This window comes from Acidobacteriota bacterium (genome assembly GCA_039683095.1).
In the GTDB taxonomy this organism is placed as follows: domain Bacteria; phylum Acidobacteriota; class Aminicenantia; order Aminicenantales; family Saccharicenantaceae; genus RBG-16-66-30.
Genome location: JBDKSB010000005.1, coordinates 18,217 through 41,315, shown reverse-complemented (window position 1 = coordinate 41,315; position 23,099 = coordinate 18,217). Strand labels below are relative to the sequence as shown.

18 protein-coding genes are annotated in these 23,099 nt (G+C 67.8%); 8 read left to right on the top strand and 10 right to left on the bottom strand.

What is annotated here, in order from left to right; translation table 11 throughout:
* Position 1 precedes the first annotated feature (1 nt).
* A complete protein-coding gene (locus ABFD52_04775; protein MEN6560072.1) occupies positions 2–2,230 on the bottom strand; it encodes a S9 family peptidase in 2,229 nt (742 codons plus the stop codon).
* Positions 2,231–2,446: 216 nt separating this feature from the next.
* Between ABFD52_04775 and ABFD52_04770 the strand changes: the two genes are divergently transcribed.
* Entirely contained in the window at positions 2,447–4,930 is a 2,484-nt protein-coding gene (locus tag ABFD52_04770) for a PA14 domain-containing protein (protein ID MEN6560071.1), read from the top strand.
* A gap of 6 nt (positions 4,931–4,936) precedes the next feature.
* Here ABFD52_04770 and ABFD52_04765 read toward each other — a convergent pair whose 3' ends face one another.
* Positions 4,937–6,748 (bottom strand): DUF4838 domain-containing protein, encoded by a 1,812-nt coding sequence (locus ABFD52_04765; GenBank protein MEN6560070.1) that lies wholly within the window; start codon positions 6,746–6,748, stop codon positions 4,937–4,939.
* Positions 6,749–6,854: 106 nt separating this feature from the next.
* Here ABFD52_04765 and ABFD52_04760 point away from each other — a divergent pair, with 106 nt between their 5' ends.
* Positions 6,855–7,154 carry a hypothetical protein gene (locus ABFD52_04760; protein MEN6560069.1) on the top strand — a complete coding sequence of 100 codons (300 nt, stop codon included), beginning with the start codon at positions 6,855–6,857 and terminating at the stop codon, positions 7,152–7,154.
* Positions 7,155–7,175: 21 nt separating this feature from the next.
* Here ABFD52_04760 and ABFD52_04755 read toward each other — a convergent pair whose 3' ends face one another.
* The gene (locus ABFD52_04755; GenBank protein MEN6560068.1) at positions 7,176–8,264 is read right to left on the bottom strand and encodes an NADH:flavin oxidoreductase; all 1,089 of its coding nucleotides are present in this window, start codon (positions 8,262–8,264) and stop codon (positions 7,176–7,178) included.
* A gap of 82 nt (positions 8,265–8,346) precedes the next feature.
* Here ABFD52_04755 and ABFD52_04750 point away from each other — a divergent pair, with 82 nt between their 5' ends.
* The 4 genes from ABFD52_04750 to ABFD52_04735 are packed head-to-tail and all read left to right on the top strand — an operon-like array spanning position 8,347 to position 11,812.
* The gene (locus tag ABFD52_04750) at positions 8,347–8,844 is read left to right on the top strand and encodes a prolyl-tRNA synthetase associated domain-containing protein (protein MEN6560067.1); all 498 of its coding nucleotides are present in this window, start codon (positions 8,347–8,349) and stop codon (positions 8,842–8,844) included.
* 14 nt (positions 8,845–8,858) lie between these two features.
* Positions 8,859–10,010 carry a carbohydrate-binding family 9-like protein gene (locus tag ABFD52_04745; GenBank protein ID MEN6560066.1) on the top strand — a complete coding sequence of 384 codons (1,152 nt, stop codon included), beginning with the start codon at positions 8,859–8,861 and terminating at the stop codon, positions 10,008–10,010.
* 20 nt (positions 10,011–10,030) lie between these two features.
* A complete protein-coding gene (locus tag ABFD52_04740) occupies positions 10,031–11,239 on the top strand; it encodes a serine hydrolase (protein ID MEN6560065.1) in 1,209 nt (402 codons plus the stop codon).
* Positions 11,240–11,290: 51 nt separating this feature from the next.
* The gene (locus ABFD52_04735; protein MEN6560064.1) at positions 11,291–11,812 is read left to right on the top strand and encodes a hypothetical protein; all 522 of its coding nucleotides are present in this window, start codon (positions 11,291–11,293) and stop codon (positions 11,810–11,812) included.
* Between the two features lie 7 nt (positions 11,813–11,819).
* Here ABFD52_04735 and ABFD52_04730 read toward each other — a convergent pair whose 3' ends face one another.
* Positions 11,820–14,144: a hypothetical protein gene (locus ABFD52_04730; protein ID MEN6560063.1), complete on the bottom strand. Its 2,325-nt coding sequence runs from the start codon at positions 14,142–14,144 to the stop codon at positions 11,820–11,822.
* A gap of 152 nt (positions 14,145–14,296) precedes the next feature.
* Here ABFD52_04730 and ABFD52_04725 point away from each other — a divergent pair, with 152 nt between their 5' ends.
* Positions 14,297–15,223 carry a DUF362 domain-containing protein gene (locus tag ABFD52_04725; GenBank protein MEN6560062.1) on the top strand — a complete coding sequence of 309 codons (927 nt, stop codon included), beginning with the start codon at positions 14,297–14,299 and terminating at the stop codon, positions 15,221–15,223.
* Positions 15,223–16,191, top strand: a complete 969-nt coding sequence (locus ABFD52_04720; protein MEN6560061.1) for a DUF6599 family protein — start codon at positions 15,223–15,225, stop codon at positions 16,189–16,191. The genes ABFD52_04725 and ABFD52_04720 overlap by 1 nt, the downstream gene beginning before the upstream one ends.
* 49 nt (positions 16,192–16,240) lie before the next feature.
* Here ABFD52_04720 and ABFD52_04715 read toward each other — a convergent pair whose 3' ends face one another.
* From ABFD52_04715 to ABFD52_04690, 6 genes are read right to left on the bottom strand one after another with little or no spacing between them, the layout of a single operon-like run.
* Positions 16,241–16,894, bottom strand: coding sequence for a DUF6305 family protein (locus ABFD52_04715; GenBank protein MEN6560060.1), 654 nt, complete (start codon positions 16,892–16,894; stop codon positions 16,241–16,243).
* 24 nt (positions 16,895–16,918) lie between these two features.
* Entirely contained in the window at positions 16,919–18,649 is a 1,731-nt protein-coding gene (locus ABFD52_04710) for a C69 family dipeptidase (GenBank protein MEN6560059.1), read from the bottom strand.
* A 28-nt stretch (positions 18,650–18,677) separates the two neighbouring features.
* Complete coding sequence (locus tag ABFD52_04705; protein MEN6560058.1) at positions 18,678–20,405, bottom strand: C69 family dipeptidase; 1,728 nt, start codon at positions 20,403–20,405, stop codon at positions 18,678–18,680.
* A 38-nt stretch (positions 20,406–20,443) separates the two neighbouring features.
* Positions 20,444–21,607: a succinylglutamate desuccinylase gene (locus ABFD52_04700; GenBank protein ID MEN6560057.1), complete on the bottom strand. Its 1,164-nt coding sequence runs from the start codon at positions 21,605–21,607 to the stop codon at positions 20,444–20,446.
* Between the two features lie 11 nt (positions 21,608–21,618).
* Entirely contained in the window at positions 21,619–21,771 is a 153-nt protein-coding gene (locus ABFD52_04695; GenBank protein MEN6560056.1) for a hypothetical protein, read from the bottom strand.
* Positions 21,772–21,787: 16 nt separating this feature from the next.
* Entirely contained in the window at positions 21,788–23,095 is a 1,308-nt protein-coding gene (locus ABFD52_04690; protein MEN6560055.1) for a C4-dicarboxylate ABC transporter, read from the bottom strand.
* Between the last annotated feature and the right edge of the window lie 4 nt (positions 23,096–23,099).

Sequence of the window (23,099 nt, the reverse complement as noted above, 5' to 3'; positions counted from 1 at the left end):
CCTACTTGACGACCGGCTTCAGGTTCTCGATGAAATACTCGACCCTCGATTCCGGGTAGCGCTGGAAGCCGATGCCGTGCTGCTGCTCGGGGTACATCATCAGGTCGAACTTTTTGTTCTCCTTGAGCAGGGCCTGGACGAGCTGGATCGTGTTGGCCGGGTGGACGTTGTCGTCGACCGTGCCGTGATGGATGAAGAGCTTGCCCTTGAGGTTCTTGGCGTAGGTCAGGCAGGAGCCCTTCTCGTAGCCGTCGGGGTTGTCCTGGGGCCGGCGCATGTAGCGCTCGGTGTAGATCGAATCGTAGTTCCGCCAATCGGTGACCGGGGCGCCGGCGACGCCCACCTGGAAGACGTCGGGGGCCTTGAGCAGGCAGAGGCAGGTGAAGTAGCCGCCGTAGGAGTGGCCGGTGATGCCGACCCTGGTCGTGTCGACGTAGGGCCGCTGGCCCAGGGCCTTGACGAAGGCGACATGGTCCTCGAGCTCGACCTGGCCGAGCTTCATGTAGTGAAGGTTCTGGAAGGCCTTGCCGCGCCCGGAGACGCCGCGGTAGTCGCAGACGGCGACCAGGAATCCCAGCTGGGCCAGGGCCTGGCTGCCGTCGGCCATCTTGTACGAGTTGGTGACTCCCTTGGAGCCCGGGCCGCCGTAGACCGAGAGGATGAGCGGATACTTGTCGTTGGGGTCGAAGTGGGCCGGGAAATAGAGCAGGCCGTCGAGGTCGTACTGGCCGTCGGCGGACTTGAACAGGAAATGCTCGGGCTTGATCAGCCGGAGGTCCTGGAACTCCTTGCTGACCTCGCCGGCCGCCAGGACCCTGACCACCGTGCCGTCGGCGCGGCAGAGGGTCGACTTCATCGGCTGGTCGTAGCTCGAGAAGGAATCCGTGTAGTAGTCGAAGGCCGGGGACAGGCTGGCCGCGTGCGTGCCCGGCTCCCTGGTCATCTTGGCGAAGCCGGTGCCGTCGAGCTTGACCCGGTAGAGATGGCTCTCGGTGCCGTTGGCCTCGTAGCCGGCGAAGTAAACGACGCCGCGGGCCTCGTCGACGCCCTGGATGCCGCGGACGGGGAGCTTGGCGTTGGTCAGCTGCTTGAGGAGCCGGCCCGCGGCCAGGTCGTAGAGGTAGATCTCGCGCCAGCCGCTCCGTTCGGAGGTCCAGAGGAAGCGCTTGCCGTCCTTGAGGAAAACGAGGTCCGTCTGCTCGTCGATGTAGCAGGGGTCGGTGTCGGTCAGGAACAGGCGGGTCTTGCCGCTGGCCGGGTCGGCGGCGAAGAGCTCGACCTTGTTCTGGAGCCGGTTGAGGCGGTGGTAGGTGAACTCCCTGCCGTCGGCCGTCCACTGGCCCCGGTAGAGATAGACGTCCAGGTCGTCGCCGGTCTCCAGGCGGACGAGCTTCTTCGCCGCGACGTCGGCGATGAACAGCCGGACGATGGGGTTGTTCGCGCCCGGCACCGGGTAGCCCTGGAGCTCGTAGCGGGGCATGGCGGCGATGTCGTGGACGATCGGATACTTGAAGACCGGGCTCTCGTCGAACTGCATGAAGGCGATTCTCTTCGAGTCGGGCGACCACCAGAAAGCCTGGTACTGGCCGAGCTCCTCGGGGTAGACCCAGTCGGGATAGCCGTTGCGCAGGTCCTCGTTGCCGTCCGTGGTCAGGGCCGTTTCGTTGCCGTCCATGTCCTTGACGTAAAGGTTGTAATTTCGGGTGAAGGCCCGGTACTTGAGGTCGGGAGAGAGGACGTCGCCGTAGGCCCGGCCCCGGACCCCGGTGACGGACCGTTCGGGCTCATAGGCCGCGAGCTTGGCCGAGCCCAGGTCATAGAGAAAGACCTTGTTGAAGGCCTGGAACTGGATCGCCCGGCCGTCGTTGACGTATTGGAAGCGGTTAAAAAAGAGCTTGACCTCCTGGCGGCCGGTCATGGCGTTGACCGCGGCCAGGATCTTCGCGTCGTCGAAAAGTGGCGCCTTTTCGCCGGTTGCGAGGTCGGTCCGTTTGAAGGTGCCGTCCTCGAAGGCATAGGTGGCCTTGCCGTCGGGCGTCCACATCGCGCCCCCGCCGAAGCCGCCGGGGCCCCCGCCCATCATGCGGCGGCCCTCTCGCTGAAGCTTCTCGTAGAGGGCCCTGCCGATGAGCCGCTGCTGAGGCTGTTGAGCTTGGGGGAAGGCCTGGCCGACGAACAGGACGGCCAGCATCAGGCTGAGGAACGCGGCTGATCTCGAAGCTCTTCTCATTACTGATCTCCTTATCGGTGCGGAACATCTTCTCGCGCGCAAGCCGATGCCGCGGAAGGTGGCCAGGGGGTCCTTGACAGGTCTCATGATGATCAGAGAACGTCCATTCTAGGTTTTTTGCGGCCTCAGTTCAACCCTTTGGCCGAAAATCAGGGACGGAAGAGTTTGACAGAGGCGCGGGGGATGAATTACTAATGCGGGGAAGAGGAGAGCATCATGAAGAGAACCCCCGCGACGATCCTGGCCGTCATCCTGACTCTGGGCCTGTCGGGCGCCTGCAAGCGCGGCGCGCCTGTCGGCTGGAAGCCCGTGTCCGGCCGCATCATGACCCGCTGGGCCGCCCAGGTCGATCCGGCCGGGGCCCTGCCTGAATATCCCCGGCCGCAGATGGTCCGCGGAAAATGGCTCAGCCTCAACGGCATGTGGGATTATGCCATCGCCGCCAAGGACGCCCCGCGGCCCGAAAAGTGGGACGGACGGATCCTGGTCCCGTTCGCTGTCGAGTCCGCCCTGTCCGGCGTCGGCCAGCCGGTCGGCGCGGCCCAGGCCCTCTGGTACAAGCGCGAGATCGAGGTGCCGCGCGGCTGGCGGAAGGGCCGGCTGCTTCTCCACTTCGGGGCCGTCGATTGGGAGAGCACCGTCTGGGTCAACGGGAAGGAGGTCGGCTCTCACCGCGGCGGCTACGATCCCTTCAGCTGCGACATCGGCGGCGCCCTGAAGCGCGGGGCCAGGCAGGAGATCGTCGTCCGCGTTCTCGACCCGACCGACGAGGGCAACGCCGGCATTGCCCGCGGCAAGCAGGTCATGAAACCGCACGGCATCTTCTATACGGCCGTGACCGGCATCTGGCAGACAGTCTGGCTCGAGCCCGTGCCCAAAGTCTCCCTCGAACGGCTCCGGATCACCCCGGATATCGACGCCGGGACCCTGACGGTCGCCCCCTCGATCGCCGGTGACGCCGCCGGCAAGACGCTGGCGGTCACGGTCAGCCTCAGGGGCGCCAAGGTCGCCGAGGCCTCGGGCCCGGCGGCCGAGCCTCTGGTCATTCCCGTCGCCCAGCCCGAGCTCTGGTCGCCGGACCGGCCGGTGCTTTACGACATCCAGGCCCGCCTGAAAAAGGGGCGTGAGACGCTCGACGAGGTGGCGGCCTACGCCGGGATGCGCAAGATCGCCGTGGCCAGGGATGACCGCGGCCTCAACCGGCTCTTCCTCAACAACGCGCCGCTCTTCGAGATCGGGCCCCTCGACCAGGGCTGGTGGCCGGACGGCCTGTACACGGCGCCGACCGACGCCGCCCTGCGGTCCGATATAGAGACGATCAAGGCCCTGGGCCTGAACATGCTCCGCAAGCACGTCAAGGTCGAGCCCGACCGCCTGTATTACTGGTGCGACAAGCTGGGCCTGCTCGTCTGGCAGGATATGCCCAGCGCCCTGTACAAGCGGGACGAGCTCCCGGCCGGCGTCCGGGCCGCCCGGGACGCCCGGTTCGAGGGCGAGTGGCGGGCCATCATGGACGCCCTTGTCAACCATCCCTCCATCGTCATGTGGGTGCCCTTCAACGAAGGCTGGGGCCAGTACGATACCGAACGGATCGCGGCCTGGACCAAGCAGCATGACCCGACCCGCCTGGTCAACAACGCCAGCGGCTGGACCGACAAGGGGGCCGGCGACGTCAGCGACATCCACCGCTATCCCGGCCCGGACATGCCCCCGCTCGAGGAGAAACGGGCCTCCGTCCTGGGCGAGTTCGGCGGCCTGGGCCTGCCGCTCACGGGCCACCTCTGGCAGGCCGAGGGGAATTGGGGCTATCGCAATTTCGACGACACCGGGGCCTTCGAGGCCCGCTACGTCGAGCTTTTCCGGGCCCTTTACCCCCTGGTGGACAAGGGCCTGGCCGCGGCGGTCTACACCCAGACCTCGGACTGCGAGGTCGAGGTCAACGGCCTGATGACCTACGACCGCGAGGTCATCAAGCTCGATCCGGCCCGGTTCGCGCCCGTCAACCGCGGCTTCCTCCCGCCCCGCTTCGTGTCCGATCAGACGATATTCGTGGGGCCGTCGTTCCCGGTCGAGCTGGCCGTCCGGCCTGGCGCGACCATCCGCTGGACGGTTGACGGCTCGGAGCCCGGGCCCGGATCGGCCCTCTACGACAAGCCCATCGTCATCACCGGCGAAACGACGGTCAAGGCCCGGGCCTTCTGGCCCGACGGCCTGGCCAGCCCGGTCGAGAGCCGGACGTTCAAGCCGGCCGAACCGGTCGTCGCGTCCGCCGCCGCGCCGGCGGCCGGCGGCCTGGCCTGGGATTCCTACGATGGCCATTTCAACGTCCTGCCGGATTTCTCGGCCCTGGCGGTCTCCCATACGGGAACGTCGGCGCGGCCAGACCCCGCGGCGGCGAAGAAGAGCGAGAACTTCGCCCTGCGTTTCCGGGGCTATATCCGCGCCCCCCGAACCGGCATCTATATCTTTTACCTGGCCTCGGACGACGGCAGCCGGCTGTCGATCGGCGGCAAGACGCTCGTCGACAACGACGGCAGCCACGGCCTGTCGACGGAAAAGAGCGAGATCGCCCTGGCGGCCGGATGGCATGCCATCGAGATCGACTACTTCCAGGGCGACGGCGACATGAGCCTCGACTTGTCGTGGAGCGGCCCGGGATTCCCCACGGCCCCGGTCCCGGCCTCCGCCTTCAGACGCTGACGCCGCCTACTTTCGCCGGCCGCCCTTGGCGGCCCAGTCGGCGAGCGTCTGCCATTCCGAGATCATGGTGACGCGCCCGGCGCGCGCGGCCTCGAGGAACGAGGCGAGCAGGGCCTCCCGCGTCCCGGGCCAGGGCCAGCGCTTTCCGGAGCGCCGGGCCTCTTCCCTGAGCGCGTCCCACTCGGCAAGCACGACATAGGTCAGGGGCAGGCCGGCCAGCCCGACCCGCCGCGAGTATTCGGCCGAACGGGCGGCTTCCCGGCGGGCCGCTCCAAGCGCCTTCCGGGAGCGGATCAGGGTGTCGAGCGACAGGAACTTGGCGTCGGACGGCGAATTGCAGTTCAGGTAATCGCCCGCCCCGGCCAGGGCGCTCTCGAGCCCTTCGAGGTAATCGTCCATGGCGCCGGCCGCCGGTCCGAAATACCCGGCCAGGAACTCATCGCGCAGCTTCTGCTGGTCGAGACGGGGGTCCCAGAGCAGCTTGGCCAGGATCCAGGCCCGCATCTCCGCCATCTCCGAACCCCAGGACTGGTAGGCGCCCTGCTCGAAGACGCCGCGGACGTTCCGGGCGGCGAACAGGCGGATGTTCGGGGCCAGGACCGCGTAGTTGGGATGGGGCTGGACGTAATGGGCGAAGTTCGTCGTATAGTCCCAGACATAGAGCCGGCCCGCGATCCTCGACCAGCTCTCGAGGTCGTCGAAGAAGGCCTTGTTGGCCGGATCGTCGAGAGGCTTGGCGAACGAGCATTCGATGCTGCAGAGGCGGACGATGACGTTCGGCCGCGGCCGGACGAGGCGGGGCGGCTTGCGGGTGTATTGATAGGCCAGCGTGTCGATGGCCACGTTCGGGAACTCGGCCTCGATGTCGGCGGCGACGGCGTTTACGAAACGGAGGAGCGATCCGGCCGGACCGCCCTCCTCGGCGTCGGCGGCCCGGCAGAGCGGGCAGGTGCAGCGTCCGGCGCAGTCGTTCTGGGAAACCGAGGCGATCGTGGCCTCGGGGTGGGCCCGAAGCTGGGCCCGCAGGTTCTTGACCAGCTCCCGGCGCATCTCCTCGTTCGACAGGCAGAGCTGGGCGTTCTCCGCGGTGCGCTTGCCGTCGATCTCGCTGAACCATTCCGGGTGCCGGGCGAAGTACTTGTCGGGCGGGATGAGGCGGTAGAAGGTGTGGACGAAGCCCTCGTAGGACTGGCGGCCGCCGCGCTGGGCGTCGCCGCCGACCTGGATCCCGTTGGCCTTGTTGCGGGCCGCCCAGACGGGATCGAAGGCGACATACCAGTAGGGCTCGCGGTATTCGAAAGGCGGCTTGAAGCGGATCGAGACCGTCCCCACGGACAGGGACGGACGCCGGGGCATGCGGCTGGCCGTGGACGTCCACCAGCGGCAACCGACGACGTCCTCGAGGAACTGGTAGACGGCATAGAGGGTCCCGCGCGGGCTGCCGCCGGCCAGCACCAGGTCATCGCCGACCGAGCGGACGACGATCTCCTCGGGGGCCAGGCCGGCCGAGGCCAGGTCGGGCGCCGCGACGGTCGCGGCGGCCAGGCCGACGAGCAGCCGGCCGCCCGGGCGGCCGGCGTCCTCGGCCACGGGGAAAGTCGCCCCCGTGACGATATGCAGGAAGAGCGCCAGCTCGTCGGCGGCGAAGCGCTCCGTCTCCGGGGCGCCCGCGGCCACGACGATCCGGGCCCGGGCCTGCCCGTGCCTGGCGATCCTCAGCGAGGCGGAGAGAGGCATCGCCCCGGCGGCCAGGACGAGAAGCAGGAAAGGGATGATGATCGGGCTTGTCCGGCGACCGGACCTCGTATGAATGCGCATGGGCGCATTCTAGCATAGAGCCCGGCCCTTTGGACGGGATCGAACCGTTTCGGCCATCCGGCGTATAATGGGGCATTCCCGCAAAACCGTGATCGTGGAGAGACGCATGAGCAGCGAAGCTTACATCATCATCAAGCAGAACGAATATCTGAAGAAATTCCGTCGCGGCGGGGCGGTGGATCCGGCTAGAGCCCGGCCGCTGGCCGAGCTCGGCGTCAGGCCCGACCGGATCTTCCGGCGAATGGCCGACAAGGATGTTTTCCGGCCGGGGCCCCGGCCGGAGACCTTCTACATCGACGAGAGCACGGCCGTGGATTTCATCGCCGCGAGACGGCGGCGGGCGTTCTATACGCTGCTGCTGGTCCTCGTCGTGCTGGCCCTGGCTTTCTTCCTGAACCGCCGCTAGCCGGCCGAAGGCCGTCTCCCGTCAGCGGCCCTTGGCCAGATCGGCGCAGCGGATGCCGCGCAGGCTGTGGCATCTGTTGCAGGAGACGCATTCCGACCTGGCCGCCCGGCCCTCGCGGAAATTCCTGACCAAAAAGGGATCCCGGATGAGCGGCCGGCTCAGGGAAACAAGGTCGACCCGGCCGTCCGCGACCATGCGCTCGGCCGCGGCCAGCGTCCGGATGCCGCCGAGGCCGAAGACGGGGACGCGGACCGCCTTCCGGATCTCCGCCGCGTTCCCGACGAAATAGCCCTCGTCCTCTTCGCTCCGCAGGCCCGGCCACATCGATCCCAGGCCGGCTTCGGCCATGCCGCCGCTCGCCTCGATCCCGTCGATGCCGTTCGCGTCGAGCAGACGTGCGACGGCGATTGCGTCGTCGAGGGTCAGGCCGCCTTCCATGAGGTCCGTCGAATTGAGCTTGACGATGACCGGGAAGCCGGGACCGCAGGCGGCCTTGACGCCGGCCAGGATCTCGAGGAGGGCCCGGGCCCGGTTCTCGACCGGCCCGCCCCATTCGTCTGTCCGCCGGTTCGTGTGGGGCGACAGGAAGCTCGATATGAGATAGCCGTGGGCAGCGTGGAGCTGGACCCCGTCGAACCCGGCCCGCCGGGCCCGGCCGGCCGCGGCGACGAAGTCCGCGACGACGGTCCGGATCTCGTCCGCCCTGAGCTCCCGGGGCATGACCTTCGAGACGGGATCGTAGACCGCTGAAGGCGAAACCGGGACGCAGCCGCAGAGCTTCGGCTTGGTCTGGCGCCCGGCATGGGCGATCTGGAGGAAGACCTTGGAGGGGAAGCGGTGAACGGCCGCGGGGATGCGGGCCAGGCCCTCGACGAAGCTGTCGTCATAGGCCGCGATCTGCCGCGGGCTGGCCTGGCCCGACGGCTGGACAAAGGCATGCCCGGTGATGATGAGGCCGGTCTCGCCCTCGGCCAGGCGGGAGAAGAGAGCAGCCTGGGCGTCCGTAACGCGGCCCTCTTCGTCGGCCAGGTAGTCGTGGGTCGCCGAGCGGACGAAGCGGTTGGGGACGACGATCGTCCCGATCCTGACGGGGGTGAAGAGGATGCTCATGGCTCCATTCTAGCCGAACCGGCTTGCGCCCCGCCAGCCTTTGGTCTATTGTGACTGCTGAGCGAACGAGAGGAGGAAGTTCGTGGCCGTCGCCGAGATCGAGCGCAGGGTCCTCGAAGCCCTGGACGGGCTGGGCATCCCTTATGTCCGCCACGAACACCCGCCGGTCGCGACGGTCGAGGCGGCCGAGAAGCACTGGGGCGGTCTCAGGGGCGCGCACTGCAAGAACCTGTTCCTGCGAAACTACAAGGGCAACCATCATTACCTGGTCATCGCGCCGGTCACCCGGGGCATCGACCTCAAGCGGCTGACCGCCGATCTCGGCGAGGACCGGTTGAGCTTCGCCTCGGCCGAACGGCTGAAGCGCCGGCTCGGCGTCGAGCCCGGCTCGGTCTCGCCCTTCGGCCTGATCAACGACGAGGCCCGGGAGGTCCGGGTCGTCTGCGACGCCGCCCTCAGGTCCGGCCAGACCCTGGGCTTCCATCCCAACGTCAACACGGCGACGCTCGAGATCTCGCTCGCCGATTTCGAGAAGTTCCTGGCCTGGCGGGGCAATGCCGTCCGCTGGCTGGAGCTCTGATCACCGGAGGTTTCATGAAAAGGACGTTCGCGCTTCGCGGCTGCCTGGCGGCTGCCGGCCTGCTCGCGGCCGCGGGGGCTTTCGCGCAGCTGCCCCGCTTTCAGATCACGGAGCCCAAGACCGCCTTCGGCCCGTTCGAATACGTCTGCCGCCGGGCGCCCGGCCCGATCAGGATCGACGGCAAGCTCGACGACGCCGCCTGGGCCGACGCCGATTGGACCGAGGTCTTCGGAGACATCGAGGGCCCGGCCAAGCCCGCGCCGCGCTTCCGGACCCGGGCCCAGATGCTCTGGGACGACCAGTACCTGTACATCGGGGCCTATCTCGAGGAACCGCACGTCTGGGCCACCCTGACGTCCCGGGACTCCATCATCTACCAGGACAACGATTTCGAGGTCTTCATCGATCCCGACGGCGACACCCACGACTACTACGAGCTGGAAATGAACGCCCTGAACACGGTCTGGGACCTGCTCCTCGTCCGGCCCTACCGCGACGGCGGCCCGGCCGTCCACGCCTGGGACATCCAGGGCCTCAAGACGGCCGTTCACGTCATGGGCACGCTCAACGATCCCTCGGACCGCGACAAGGCCTGGACGGTCGAGATAGCCATGCCCTTCGCCGTGCTGCGCGAGTGCATCCCCGGCAAGCCGGAACGGCCCGCCCCCGGGGACCAGTGGCGGGTCAATTTCTCGCGGGTCGAGTATCATCTCGACGTCGAGAACGGGGCCTATGTCAAGGCCAGGGACGCCGGCACCGGACGGGCCCTGCCCGAGGACAATTGGACCTGGGCGCCGCAGGGGGTCATCAACATCCACTATCCGGAGATGTGGAGCTATGTCCAGTTCTCGTCGAAGCTCCCCGGCCAGGGCAAGGAGAGATTCGTCGAGCGGCCGGAGGAGAAGGTGAAATGGGCCCTGCGCAAGATCTATTACGCCGAGCGGGCCCTGCAATCGGCCAAAGGGGCGTTCAGCGCCGACCTCGGGGCCCTGAACCTCAGGAACAACGCGGCCCTGCGGGTCAAAGGCTGGTCCTATCCGCCGGCCATCCAGACGACGGCCAGCCTGTTCGAAGCGTGCTACGCGGCCAAGACTGGGGAGATCTGGCGCATCCGCCAGGACGGCCTGGTCTGGAAGGACGCGCCGCCCGAGCCGGCGGCCAAGTAGGCGGAAGAGGGGAGGACGTCATGCGCAGGTTCCTGATCCCGTCGTTCGTCGCTCTTTTCGTCATGTCCGGTTCCGTCCTGCCGGCCGCGGGGGCGGCCCTGCCGGCCGCCAGGCCGGAAGCCGCGGGCATGTCCTCTCAGCAGCTGGCCCGTCTCGACGGCCTGATGACGGCGGCCCTGGCCCGCAAGGACTTCCCCGGGGCCGTCCTGCTCGTCGCCAGGCAGGGCAAGGTCGTTTACCGCAAGGCCTTCGGGATGTCCCAGTGGCTGCCCGAACCCCGGCCCATGACCGCCGACATGATCTTCGACCTGGCCTCGGTCACCAAGCCCGTGGCCACGGCCACGTCGATCATGATCCTCGTCGAGCGCGGCGACATCCGGCTCTGGGACCGGGTCCGCCTCTACGTGCCCGAGTTCTCGATCTGGTACGGCGAGAAGGGGCTCCCCGGCGAGGAGGCCCGGCTCTACAACCTTCTGACGCACACATCCGGCCTGCCGCCCTACACGGACGCGAAGGAAGCGGCCAGGAAGCTCGGCGATCCCTGCAGCACGGCCGACCTGGTCAGGTACATCGCCGCCATCCCCAAGGAGCTGCCCGTCGGGACGGAGTTCGTCTACAGCTGTCTCAACTACATCACCCTGGCCGGCATCGTCCAAAAGGTCTCCGGCAAGCCGATCGACGAATTCGCCGCCGAGGCGATCTTCAAGCCCCTGGGGATGACCCGGACGTTCTACCGGCCGCCGGCCGAGCTCGTCGATCAGTGCGTGCCGACCGAGGTCGTCGACGGCCGCCCCCTGAGGGGAGTCGTCCACGACCCGCTGGCCCGCCTCCAGGGCGGGGTCTCGGGCAACGCCGGGCTGTTCTCGACGGCCGACGACATGGCCGTCTTCGCCCAGATGCTGCTCGACGGCGGGGAGTGGAACGGGGTCCGCGTCCTCAGCCGCCTGGCGGTCGAGCGCATGACGGAGATCTACCCCAGGCTCGCCTCGGCCGGCCGCGGGCTCGGCTGGGACGTCGACACCGACTACGCCACCGTCCGCGGCGACCTCTTCGGCCCGCGGTCCTACGGCCATTCCGGCTATACCGGGACATCGATCTGGATCGACCCGGAAACGGGCACGTCGGTCGTCTTCCTGACCAACCGGGTCCACCCGGACGACAAGGGGGACATCATCGCCATGAGGAGCAAGGTGGCCAACGTCGTGGCCGCCGCGATCCGGACGAAATAGCCTTTGACATAGGGCCGGTCCCATGTTATGGTTCCGGCAGGACTGAGGGGCATGCAGGTCCAGATCGAGCGCGAAATATATATCCGGGCTTCGCGATCGTTCGCCATCCTGACCGACGCCATCCGGGCTTTCAGGTCCTACCTCGAGCCGCAGATCGCCGCGGCTTCGCCCGAATATTACCGGGCCCGGAACCTGCTCAAGGAAGGCAAGGCCTTCTACGACCAGAGCCTCCTGGACGCCAAGAAGCTCCTCGGGCCCGTACCGATCTACGCCGCCAAGGATTTCGAGACGTGGCGCTCCCAGGTCCTGGTGGAGAACAAGATCGTCGTCCAGGGGCAGACCCGCGATGAGCTCCTGCGCGAGCTCACGGCCGACGATTTCCTCACGACCATGATGGGCCCCGGGGAGATCGAGGCCTACCTCTCTGACCATTTCGAGACCCAGCGCTCGGGCAAGCGGAAGCTGGCCAACATCAAGATCCGCATGGCCCTCGACCGGCTGGCCGGGCTCGTGGCGGAAGGCCAGGAGCTGCAGAAGACGGCCCAGCGCAAGCAGCAGGGCCTGCCTATCTGAGCCCGCTTCAGCGGGCGGCGCTGCGGTCCCGCCAGTACCTCATCTTGCCCAACCCGCCCCGGTCCGGCCTGGCGTCAAAGCCCAGGCCGTGTTGGCCCTCGCCGGCCTCGACCAGCGTCCGGCCGCGGTAGAGGGCCTTGGTCAGGTTGACGACCGTGTAATCCAGGTCGCCGCCGCGGACCGTGGCAAAGACGAAGTCGCCGTCGGTCTCCAGGCCGGCGACGTCGATCCGCCCGGCCTCGTAGGTGTAGCGCGGCCTCCGGTAGTCGCGGCTGATGTCCCGGCGCAGGTCGTTCTTGACCCCGACCAGGATCTCCCGGCCGCCGGCCTTGATCACGACGCCGGTCGCGGCCCCGGCCGGCCCGGCCGGGGCGATGGAGACCCGCTCGAGCCAGGACTTCGGGTCCTCGGCCGCGGCGTGGGGCACGAGGACGCTGACGAGGGCGCAAGTCCCGCCGAGCTCGAAGTGCTGGGCCCAGGACTGGTGGATGAGCCATTCGTCCTGGTAGTGGCGCTTCTCCGCCTCGACCCCTTCCATCCTCGGTTCCGCCGCGGGGAAGATCACGAGCAGCCGCTTGTCCTGGGGCAGCACGGCCGCCTGGATCCGGTCATAGCCCGTGTCGTACCAATGCTCGCCCTGGGCGTAGACCTGGCGGGTGTGCCAGAGGGCCGCCAGGGTGAAGGCGCCCTCGCGCAGGGCCCTGAAGATGTCGAAGACGACGTAGCATTCGGGGTCCTTGACGTAAACGACGACCCGGTCGGCCTGGTAGCCCCAGCCGTCGTCGATGAGACGGGTCCGGCTGTAGTCGAAGTCGTCGAAGGTCAGGAAATCGACCTTCCGGGTCCGGACCTGGCGGTACGTGCCGGCGTCGCGCATGAACTCGAGGAGCGGCTGGCCGGCCACGGCGTCCCGGACGCTGTAGCGGAACTCGCCCTGCTTCTGGCCCCAGAAGATCTTCTCCGGCCGGACGCAGAGGCGGTTGTGGAAGTAGTCCTGGCGGTAGGCGCCGTACGGCCCCGACGGCATGTAATCGCGATAGCCGCCGTCGTGAAGCAGGACCGAGCCTCCGGACATGAGCAGGACGAGGCTGTTCTCGTCGGCGTGGCCATGGGTCATCTTCTCTTCCTCGACCGGGATGGTGTCCCGCAGGTAGTCGCGGAAGTTCAGTCCGCCGTCGCCCTCGTCGCGGTAATTGAGGAGGGCATAGCTCGACGCGGGCGACCAGCCGTTGCGGAAGACGATCTTCTTGCCCTGGACGTCTTCCAGGACCTCCATGGACAGGGCCGTCGGCGCGGCCGGCTTGACCGCATCCGTGCCCCAGCGATAGGCGTCGAGGAGCATGGCCCCGAGCCCGGCGCTGGTCGGCTTGGAGAGATCGACGAACCTGGCCGCGATGGTCTCCGCCGCCCACTTGAGGCCGGGGTCCTTCAGGGCGGCGGCCGCAGCCTCGAAATAAACGAGGAAGTGGGCCCAGTTCGAGGTCCAGTTGGCGTCGCCGAAATCGGGCACGAGGCCGGCCGGCGAGAGGAGATTGAGATAATAGGACGCGTAATAGTACATCTCGGGCGTGGCGAAAAGGTCCTTCATCCTGTTCAGGGCGTCCGCGTATCCCATCAGGGAATAGAGCCAGACGCCGTTATAGATCGTGGCGTCCTCGATCTCCCAGTTCCCCCAGTTGTCGTCGCCCAGGGCCCGGCGCTGCATCTCCCAAAGCGGCCTGTCCGGGTGGTCCGGCAGGGCCCGGACGGCCCAGGCCAGGGACTCGGCCCGCAGGGCCGACCGGTTCATCGGGCCCCATTCGGCGGTCCGGAGCAGGTAGCGCATGCTACCGGCTATGAGGCCGGCCGCCGTCCTGTCCTCGGCCGGGGAGAGGCGCCCGAGGCGGCGCAGCGCGTCGTAGGCCCGGATGTAGCGCATGACCGTGAAGAAATCCGACAAGGCCGGGACGCCGTCCGCGTAGTCCGAGCGGAGCCGGACCGACGATTCTGGATAGGCGGACCGGTAATCGCCGTAGGTCAGGAGGACCTCCTTGGCCCGGGCGGCGTATTCGGGCTTCTTCTCGGTCTCGTAGAGATAAGCGTAGATCACGGCCATCTCCAGGAGCCCGCCCGGGGCCCGGTAGCCGAAGACGTTGAGCGGATCGAAGGACTTGCGCCACTGTTCCAGGATATCGGCCTTGTGGGCGAAGGTCCAGTCGGCGGAAGCCCGGGCGTAGGCCAGGTAGCGGCCGCGGGGCGCGGCCCGGAGCGCCGGGGCGAGGGCCAGCAGGACGAGCAGGGCGGCGGCGGTCGTGACCTGAAGCCGGCAACGGCGGGACGGGCGGTCTTTCATCGGAGTCCTCCTGACGAGCTTCTTCTATCACACTCGGCCGGGCGAAGCCAGCGGCCCTGGCCCTCGTCCCGTGACCGGGGCGGGCCCCGTTGCGCGCCGGCCGGCGGTATGAGAGAATGCCTGCTTCCGACAAAGACCAACGAGGAGGCGACATGAGCCGGACGATCGGACGACGCGAGTTCTTCAAGGCCGGGGCGGGCCTGGCGCTGGCGCTGGGGAAGCCGCTGGGAGCCCTCGCGGCGGGCGGCGGGCGGACGGCGCCGGTCGTCGGCGTGGCCGCCGGAGACGATTTCGGGAAAGCGGCCGCCAAGGCCGTCGACCTCCTGGGCGGCATCGGGAAGTTCGTGCCCAAGGGAGCGAAAGTGGCCCTGCTGCCGAACGTCCAGAGCCGTCACCCGGGCTCGTTCACCAAGCCCGAGATCCTGCGCGAGGTCATCCGGCTCTGCCGCCGGGCCGGCGCTGCGGAGGTCGATTGCCTGAGCTGGCAAACGGTCAAGCAGTGGGACGACGCCGGGCTCAAGGCCGTCCTGGACGCCGAGGGCGCCGGACTGAAGATATTCGGGAAGGACGAGTCCCTTTTCAACCCGGTCCCGGTCCCGGGAGGCGTGGCCCTCAAGGAGGCCCGCATTTTGGCCGTCCTTTACGACCACGACGTCCTCATCAACATGCCGATCGCCAAGGACCATGCCGGCAACAAGTTCACCGGTACGATGAAGAACCTCATGGGCCTGAATTCGCCGGGGTGCAACAGGACCTTCCACAAGCCCAACTGGAAGACCGATCCCGACGACATCGCTCACCTCGACCAATGCATCGTCGATCTGAACAAGGCGGTCAAGCCGGCCCTCAACATCGTCGACGCGACCGAGTTCATCGTCACCAACGGCCCCTTCGGCCCCGGCGAGATGATCAAGCCGCACAAGGTCGTGGCCGGCGCCGACCGGGTGGCCGTCGACGCGTACTGCGCCTCGCTCTGGGGGCTCAAGCCCGCGGACATCGTCCACATCAGGCGCGGGGCGGAACAGGGGCTGGGCCGGATCGAGCCGGGCAAGAAAGGGATCAGGGAGGCCCGGGTCTGATGCCTGAGGGCGCGAGGCCGGAAAGAGCCCGTTCGTCAAAGCGACGTCTCGGCCCGGCGGCCCTGGTCCTTCTGCTTGGCGCCGCCGCGGCCCTGTCAGGGGCTGAGACCGGACGGAGAGCGCTCGTTGCCGGCGGCGCCCTGACCGGCTCGGGCGGTCAGGAAACCCTTCGGGCGCTCCTCCCGGCGAGCGGGGCGGTCCCGGGCTGGAACCGGGACGGCGACCCCCAGGAATTCGCCGGCGAGGACCTTTACACCTACATCGACGGAGGCGCCGAGATCTATCAGGAATACGGCTTCCGCCGGGTCGTCGTCCAGGATTACAGGGACGCCGCGGGCAAGTCCGTCTCCCTCGAGATCTTCGAAATGTCGGACCCGGCCGCGGCCTTCGGCATCTACACGTTCAAGCGGTCGGGCAAGGGGAAGAGCGTCCCCCTCGGCGCGGGCGGCGACCTAGAGGATTACTACCTGAACTTCTGGAAGGGCCGCTCGCTGGTGACCCTGACCGGTTTCGACGAAGCGCCCGGGACGCTGGCCGGCCTTCAGGCCCTGGCCGGGGCCGTCGACGCCGGGATCGCGGACAAGGCCGATCCTCCCGCGATCGTCGCGGCCCTGCCGCCCGCTGGCCTCAAGCCCGGAAGCGTCAAGTACATAAGGGGGCTCCTGGGCCTCAACAACGTCTATTCCCTGTATACGGCGCGCGGCCTGGCCTTCAAGGAAGGCGTCAAGGGAGACTACGAGAACGGATCATCCCTGATCGCCCTGGAATATGCCGCGAAAGAAGCCTGCGCGGCGGCCTGGACCGAACTGAAGGCCTCCCTCGATTCGACGGACCGCTTCGAGGCGGCCGGCCCCGCGGCCGTCTACCGTGACGGCAAAGGCAAATACATCGCTTTCGCGCCGTCGGGATCGCGCCTGCTTATCGGGCTCGGAGGCTCGGCCGCCGCCGCACTGGGCATGGTCCGCTGAGAACCCCGGCCGGGCCGGGGAAGGAGAGCCTCCCCCCGGTCAGGCGGCCTTATTGGAACATATTTTTGACGATGTCCACGAGCCCCAGGGCGTAGTCGATCTCGCTGATCGGGATCTTCTTGGCCTGGGCGATCTTGGTGAAGCGCCCGTCCTTATTGCTGTCCTTGGTCACGACGATGTAGTCGGCGAAGGGAGCGACGGCGTCGATCATCCGCTCGTTGTCGCTGCCGGCCGGGCCGCGGCCGGACTCGCCGCTGATGTGCACGGCCAGGACGAATATCTTTTTCTGCTTGCAGGACTCGATGACCTTCTTCAGCCGCGCTTCTTCGCTGTCCAGGGTCAGGCCGGAGGCGCCCATGCCCTTGAGGCTGGCCCCGATGGCGAAGATGACGGCCTTGTAGGGCGTGCGGGCCGGGATCCTGGCCTGGTCGATCGTGCTCTCGATGTGGAAGCCGGGGCCCGACTCGCGGCCGCCCAGGCCGACGCCGTCGGCCACCATCTCGGCCGTGGGGACGTCGCAGTAGTCGTAGGGCACGCCGGCCTCGTCCAGGACGATGTTGAGGGTGGTCACGGCCGTGCTTTGGCCGGCCGAGGTGGTCAGGACGGGCAACCCGACCTTGGGCACGGCGGTCTGACCGGCGGCGGGGATCGAAACGGCCAGGATCGCCGCGGCGACCAGGCCGAATAAAAATCTCTTGTTCATGACAGGTCTCCTTTTTTTTCCGGCTTACTTCTTGTCCGGCTCCATCAGGATATCCATGGCCCGGACGGCCTTCTTCCACCACTCGGGCAGGGCCGGCTTGCTCCGATCATAGTTCCGCTTCTCGGTGTCGTAGAGGTAGAGCCGGTTGTACTTGACGAGAAGGTCGTCGCCGAGCTTCCACCAGGCGTTGACGACCGTCTGGGCGTTGTTGAGCGAGAAGCCGGTCAGGAACCTGACCGCGTCGGCCGGCTTCTTCTTGTACAGGGCCAGGGCCTGCTGGTCGATCTCGCCTATCCGGGCGACGAGATCGCGCTCGTACTTGGCCTGGGCCGCCTGGACGTCCTTGACGGCCTCGGAATAGGCCACCTGGACATGGAAGTCGGTGTAGTCGAAGGCCCAGCGGGCCGAATCCCGGCTGAAGGTCCAGTGATCGCCCACGCTGAACGACCTGGGGATCTCCGTCACCCCGGCGTAGAAGGGCATGTAGCAGGCCGTGTCCTGGGAGCCGAATGAGATCCAGACCAGGCCGCCGATCGGGTCCGGCAGGCCGGCCCGGCTCTGGGTGACGGTCGTGTACTCGGCCCGGCCGTCGTCGATGACCCGCGGCGCCCGGCGGTTGTAGTAATTGGGGTTCCTGAACGGTCCGCCCCGGATGCCCTTGAGCGGGTCCCACGGCGTGCCGTAGCTCCGGTCGCGGGTCATGTCCATGACGTCCTGGACCGACAGCTTCCTGTCCGGCTTGACCGAGAACGGCAGGTCCATGTTCGGCGTGTCGGGCTTGATCTTCTTGGACGGCGCGACCAGGTCGAAGAAGCGCCACAGGCGCTGGATGCCGCCGTTGGTGCTGACCGCGCTGCCCTCGACGGGGGAGTAAGCCCGCTTCCAGCTGAAGGGCTTGCCGCTCTTGGGATCGTAGTAGCGGTTCTCGACTGCGTACGAGACGACGTTCGGCGAGGCCATGAAGAAATCCTTGTTCGCCAGGTCGATCTCGCCGATGCGGGACTCGTTCGGGCAGACGCTGACCTCGTCGTCGGGCACGCGCTGGGCGCACCAGACGGCGCCGGGCTTGCCGCTCTCGGGGGTCCACAGCGGGCCGACGGGCATGATCTCGAAGATCCAGACCTCTTTCGGGTCGGCCACGGCCAGCATCTCGCCGTCGTCATGGAAGCCGTAGCCGTACTTCTCGGCGAGCTGGCCCATGACCTGGACGGCCTCGCGGGCCGTGCCGCCGCGCTCCATGCCCAGGAGCGTCAGCATGGTCAGGTCGAGCTTAGCGGCCGGGGTCGGGTTGACCATTTTGGCCTGGCAGCCGATCGTCGATTCGCCGATGGCCACCTGCTTGTCGTTCATGTAGCCGAAGCTGCCATGGATGTAGCCGTAGGTGTGGGGCGCCTCGGGGATGTCGATCCCGGCGTAGTCCTTCTTGATGAGGTCCCACTTGAGGCCCTCGGCCGGCGGCCAGGTCCGGTACTGGGAGACGTGGTAGAGCTTCCGGGTCGAGCCGGGCTTGTGGTCGGCAGAGGGGACGCGGCGGAAGGTCCAGTCGCAGATGCCGCAATCGCAGGTGTGGGTGGTGATGACCGAGCCGTCGGTCGAGGCCTCCTTGCCGACGATGATGACCGTGCAACCCTCGCCGGCGCCGGCCGCGATGCCCGTGTCGGCCGCCTCCCGCTCCCGGGCCGGCGCCGTACGGCCGGTCAGGGCGAAGGCCAGGACCAGGGCCAGGCTTACGGCCGCCAGATGTTTCGTCTTCATGGTGCGCTCCTTTCTGCCCGCCAGAGGGCTATCTCTGGACCTCGGGCTCGCTCAGGACGTCGAAGGCCCGGACGGCCTTGTTCCACCATTCCGGGCTGGCCGTCGGGATGCGGCCGCTGCGCCGCTTCTCCGCGTCGTAGAGGGCCAGGTGATTGTACTTGACCCACAGGTCGTCGCCGAGCTTCCACCAGGCGTCGACGACGCTCTGGGCGTTGTTGAGGGTGAAGCCGGTGACGTATTTCAGGGCTTCTTTGGGGCTGCGCTTGTAGATCTCGGCGGCCCGGGTGTCGGTTTCGGCGACCTTGGCGAAGGCCCCGTCCTCCCAGGTCTTGCGGGCAACCCTGACGTCCTGGATGGCCGCGTTGTAGGCCACCTGGGCATGGAAATCGACGTAGTCGAAGGCCCAGCGGGCCGAGCGGCGGTCGAGCACGAAATGGTCGCCGAACGTGAACGAGGCCGGGACGGCGGCGGCCCCGGCGTAGAGGGGGATGTAGCAGGACGTGTCCTGGGCGCCCAGGGCCACCCAAACCAGCCCGCCGATCGGGGCCGGCAGCCAGGACCGGCATTGGGTCAGGGTCGTGTATTCGACGTTGGAAACGCTGATGAGCCGCGTGCCCTTGTAGTAATTCGGGTTCTTGAACGGGCCGCCGCGCAGGCCGAGGACGGGGTCGAAGACCGAGCCCTCGGACTTGTCCCGGGTCAGGGCCATAACGTCCTGGGCCGAGAGCTTCCTGTCCGGCTTGACCGAAAAGGGGAAGTCCATGTTGGGCGTCTCGGGCTTGAAATACCGCGACGGGGCGACCAGATCGTAGAAGCGCCAGGTCCGCGAGCGGCGGCCGCCGGTGCTGGCGGCGCTGCCCTCGGTCGGCGAATAGGCCTTCTTCCAGCTGAAGGGCTTGCCCGACTTGGGATCGTAGAGGCCGGCCTCGACGGCGTAGGACTCGACCTGGGCCGAAGCCATGAAGTAGTCGCGGTCCTTGAGGTCGAGCTCTCCGATGATCGACTCGTTGGTGCAGACCGCGACGTGATCGTCGGGGACGCGCTGGGCGGCCCAGACGGCGCCGGGCTTGCCGCTCTCGGGCGTCCAGAGCGGGCCGACGGGCATGATCTCGAAGACCCAGATCTCCTTCGGATCCGAGACGGCCAGCATCTCGCCGCCGTCATGGTAGCCGTAGCCGTGCTTCTCGGCCAGCGAGCCCATGAGCTGGATGGCCTCGCGGGCCGTCCGGCAGCGCTCCATGGCCAGGAGGGTCAGCATGGAGATGTTGGTGGCCGGCGTCGGCGTCGGGTTGCCGATCTTGCGGACGTTGCCGATGGTCGACTCGCCGATGGCCAGCTGCTGGTCGTTCATGTAGCCGAAGATCGAGTGATGGTAGGCGTAGGTGCGGGCGGGCTGGGGGATCTCGACGGCGGTCGGGTCCTTGAGGACCGCGGCCCACTTGCCCCCCTCGGACGGCGGCCAGGTCCGGATCTGGTCGATGTTGTAGAGCCGCCTCATCTCGCCCGGCTTGTGGTCGGCCGCCGGGACATGGCGCCAGGTGAAGTCGCAGACGCCGCAGTCGGCGGCGTGGGTGCTCATGACCGAGCCGTCCGTCGAGGCGTCCTTGCCGACCATGATGACGGTGCAGGCCTCGGAGGCGGGGTCGACGGCGTTCGGAACGGCCTGGGCGCGGGAGCGTTCGAGGGACAGGCCGCCCGCGGCGAGGAGAACCGCGGCCACGGCGAGCAGGGCGGGGAGCGTTCGCTTGCTGAACATGACGGATACCTCCAGGGCGGCCCGCGGGGCCGGCCCGATCAATTCAGGACCACCCCGCCGGCCGGGGCCTTGGCGGGGTCGGCCAGGAAATGCCCGACCCCGGCCTTGACCACGTCGGCGTAGCGGGGGACGCCGCGGACCGCGATCGGCCGGTCGGCGGATTTCTTCGAGAACTGGCGGAATATCTCGAGGGTCACGGACAGGTTCTGCCCGACCCTCTTCTCCAGCGGCCAGCCGCTCTCGTCGTAGGGGACGAACAGCCTCTTCTGCTTCGACAGGCGCAGCAGGAACGGGTCCCTGCCGTCGAGGAGGAGCTTGACCGTCTTCGGCCCGGTCGGCTGGTCGAGGAAGGGGATGGGCGCCTCCAGGAGAAACGGCAGGGTCGAACTGTAGTCGCCGATCTCCCGGTGGGACAGGCCGCGGAAGCCGGCGGGCGAAGGCTCGACGTGGTTGTCGAAGCCCTCCGCGGCCTTGACGGTCAGGGAGGCCAGGGTGGCGATCTTGACCGATCTCTCCGGGGCGACGATGCAGTTGGTCACGGGGAACATGGTCTCGGCCCCGTGGATGTCGACGGCCACGTCGATCTTCTCGCGCCGCATCATCTCCATGGCCCCGAAGGTCACCCGCTCCATCAGCGGGCCGCGGGCCCGGCCGGGCCAGGTCCGGTTGGTGTTGCGGACGTCGATGTAGGACAGGAGCTGGCGCTCCGGATAATGGATGTAGACGTCCGGGTCGGGCCACTGGTCGAGCGGCGAGGCGTCGCGGTTGCCGAAGCGGAAGCGCTGGGCGCCCCAGTCCGTGGCGACGTCGAAGTACAGGGGGTAGCCGTCGCCGGCCCGGGTGTTGCGGCTGCCGCTGTTGTTGAAGAAGGGGATGACGTAAAGGGTGCCCTTTTCGACCACGGCGTTCTCGACGAAGATGACGGCCGTCAGCATGCCCTCGGGTTCGTTCGAATGCGTATCGCCGATGAGCAGGGCCTTGCCGCCGGGGGCCCGGCCTTCGAGAACATAGACGTTCGTGTCGGCCGCCGTTCCCTTGAGGCCGGGGGAGAACTCGCTCAGCCGGCGGACCGCGGTGACGCCGGGGCCCTTGACGACGGGCACGTCGAAATGCCGGTGACGGACGAGGGGCAGGCCGCCCCAGACGACGAGGGCGGCCGCGGCGGCGGCCAGGGCCGATTTGATCCTTGCGTCCTTCGTCATGCCGTCCTCGCTCATTTCCACCGGAGCAGCCGCAGGATCAGGGGGATCATCACGAGCACGTACAAGACCAGGTCCTGGCGGCGTTCCTTCTCCCTGACGAAGTTCCAGACGACCATGGCCAGGAGGAAGGCCGTCAGGAGATAGTAGGCGATCATGATGATCATCGGCGTTGCCTCGCTCCTACATGCTCCACTTGACCAGGAAAGCCAGCTTCGAGCTGAAGATGATCATGGCCATGGCCGCGGCCGTGATGACCGCCCAGGGCAGCCAGGCGGCCTTCAGGAAGTCCCGGTAAGAGCCTTTGTAGCCGGAAACCATCGTGCTGAGCCGGCCGATCAGGGCGGTCGGCGGCAGGCCGTCGCCGAGCGGCCAGAGCAGGCTGAGCCCGGCGATGACGACCGTGGCATGGTAGCCGATCGAATCCAGGAACCAGATGAGCGGTATGCCGATGATGGCCGCCGCGCCGTAGGTCAGGACGCCCTCGGAGTAGGGGATGATGATCGGCAGGAGGAAGAACAGGAGCACGAGCGGGGTCGAGATCACGGCGAACGACACCAGGCCGCGGACCCCGGTCGCGGTCATGATCTGCTGGAGAATGCCGACGACGGCGGTGGTCGCCAGGAGCGGCAGGAGCCTCTTGGCGGTGTCGCGGGCCAGCCCCAGGACGTCGAGCCGCCTCGGGCTGACCAGGATGGCGGCCATGGCCGACAGGACGAACTCGAGGGCCAGGCCGAAGATGGGCGTCCCGAAGGGCCAGATCCGGTAGGCCGCGACCAGGCCGAAAAAGACGAGGAAGGGGACGAGCACGCGCCACCAGGTCATGCCCGCGGGCGCCTCGGGCAGCTCGGCCGGGCCGGCCGCGGCGGCCGGGTCCTTTTTCAGGCCCAGGACGAGCGCGGTGAAGGCGCCCAGGATGAGGACCGGGATGCCCAGGGTGAATTCGAACCCGACGTAGGGAATGGCCGTGCCGGCGCAGAGGATCATGGCCCAGATGTTGACCGGCGGGGCCGCCGCGCTCAGCCCGGCCCAGATGAACAGGATGGCGGCCACGCGCTTGGGCGGGATGCCCAGGCGGCCGAGGGCCATGGCCACGGGCGCCCCGACGACGAGGAGCGAGACGCTGCCCGCTCCGGTCAGGGCCCCGGGGATGAGGACGATGATCATCAGGGCCAGGAGGGCCAGGACCCTCTGCCGGCCGAAGGCGCGCAGGGTGGCCCGGACGGCGTAGACGACGCCGCCAGATTCGTTGACGACGGCCATGAAGAAAGTCGCCGTGAAGAAGACGAGCATGACGTCGAGGTAGGTGATCGATCCCTCGACGAGGTGGCGGCCCAGCTGGCCGATCGGCGGCGTTTTCAGGAAGGCCCCGGCCAGCCCGCCGGCCAGGGCGGCGGCGAACATGCCGATCTCGACGGACAGCTTGGCCGCCTTGGCCGCGGCGTAGGCCGCGATCATGATCGCCAGTATCGCCAGGATCTGTATCGTCATGCTC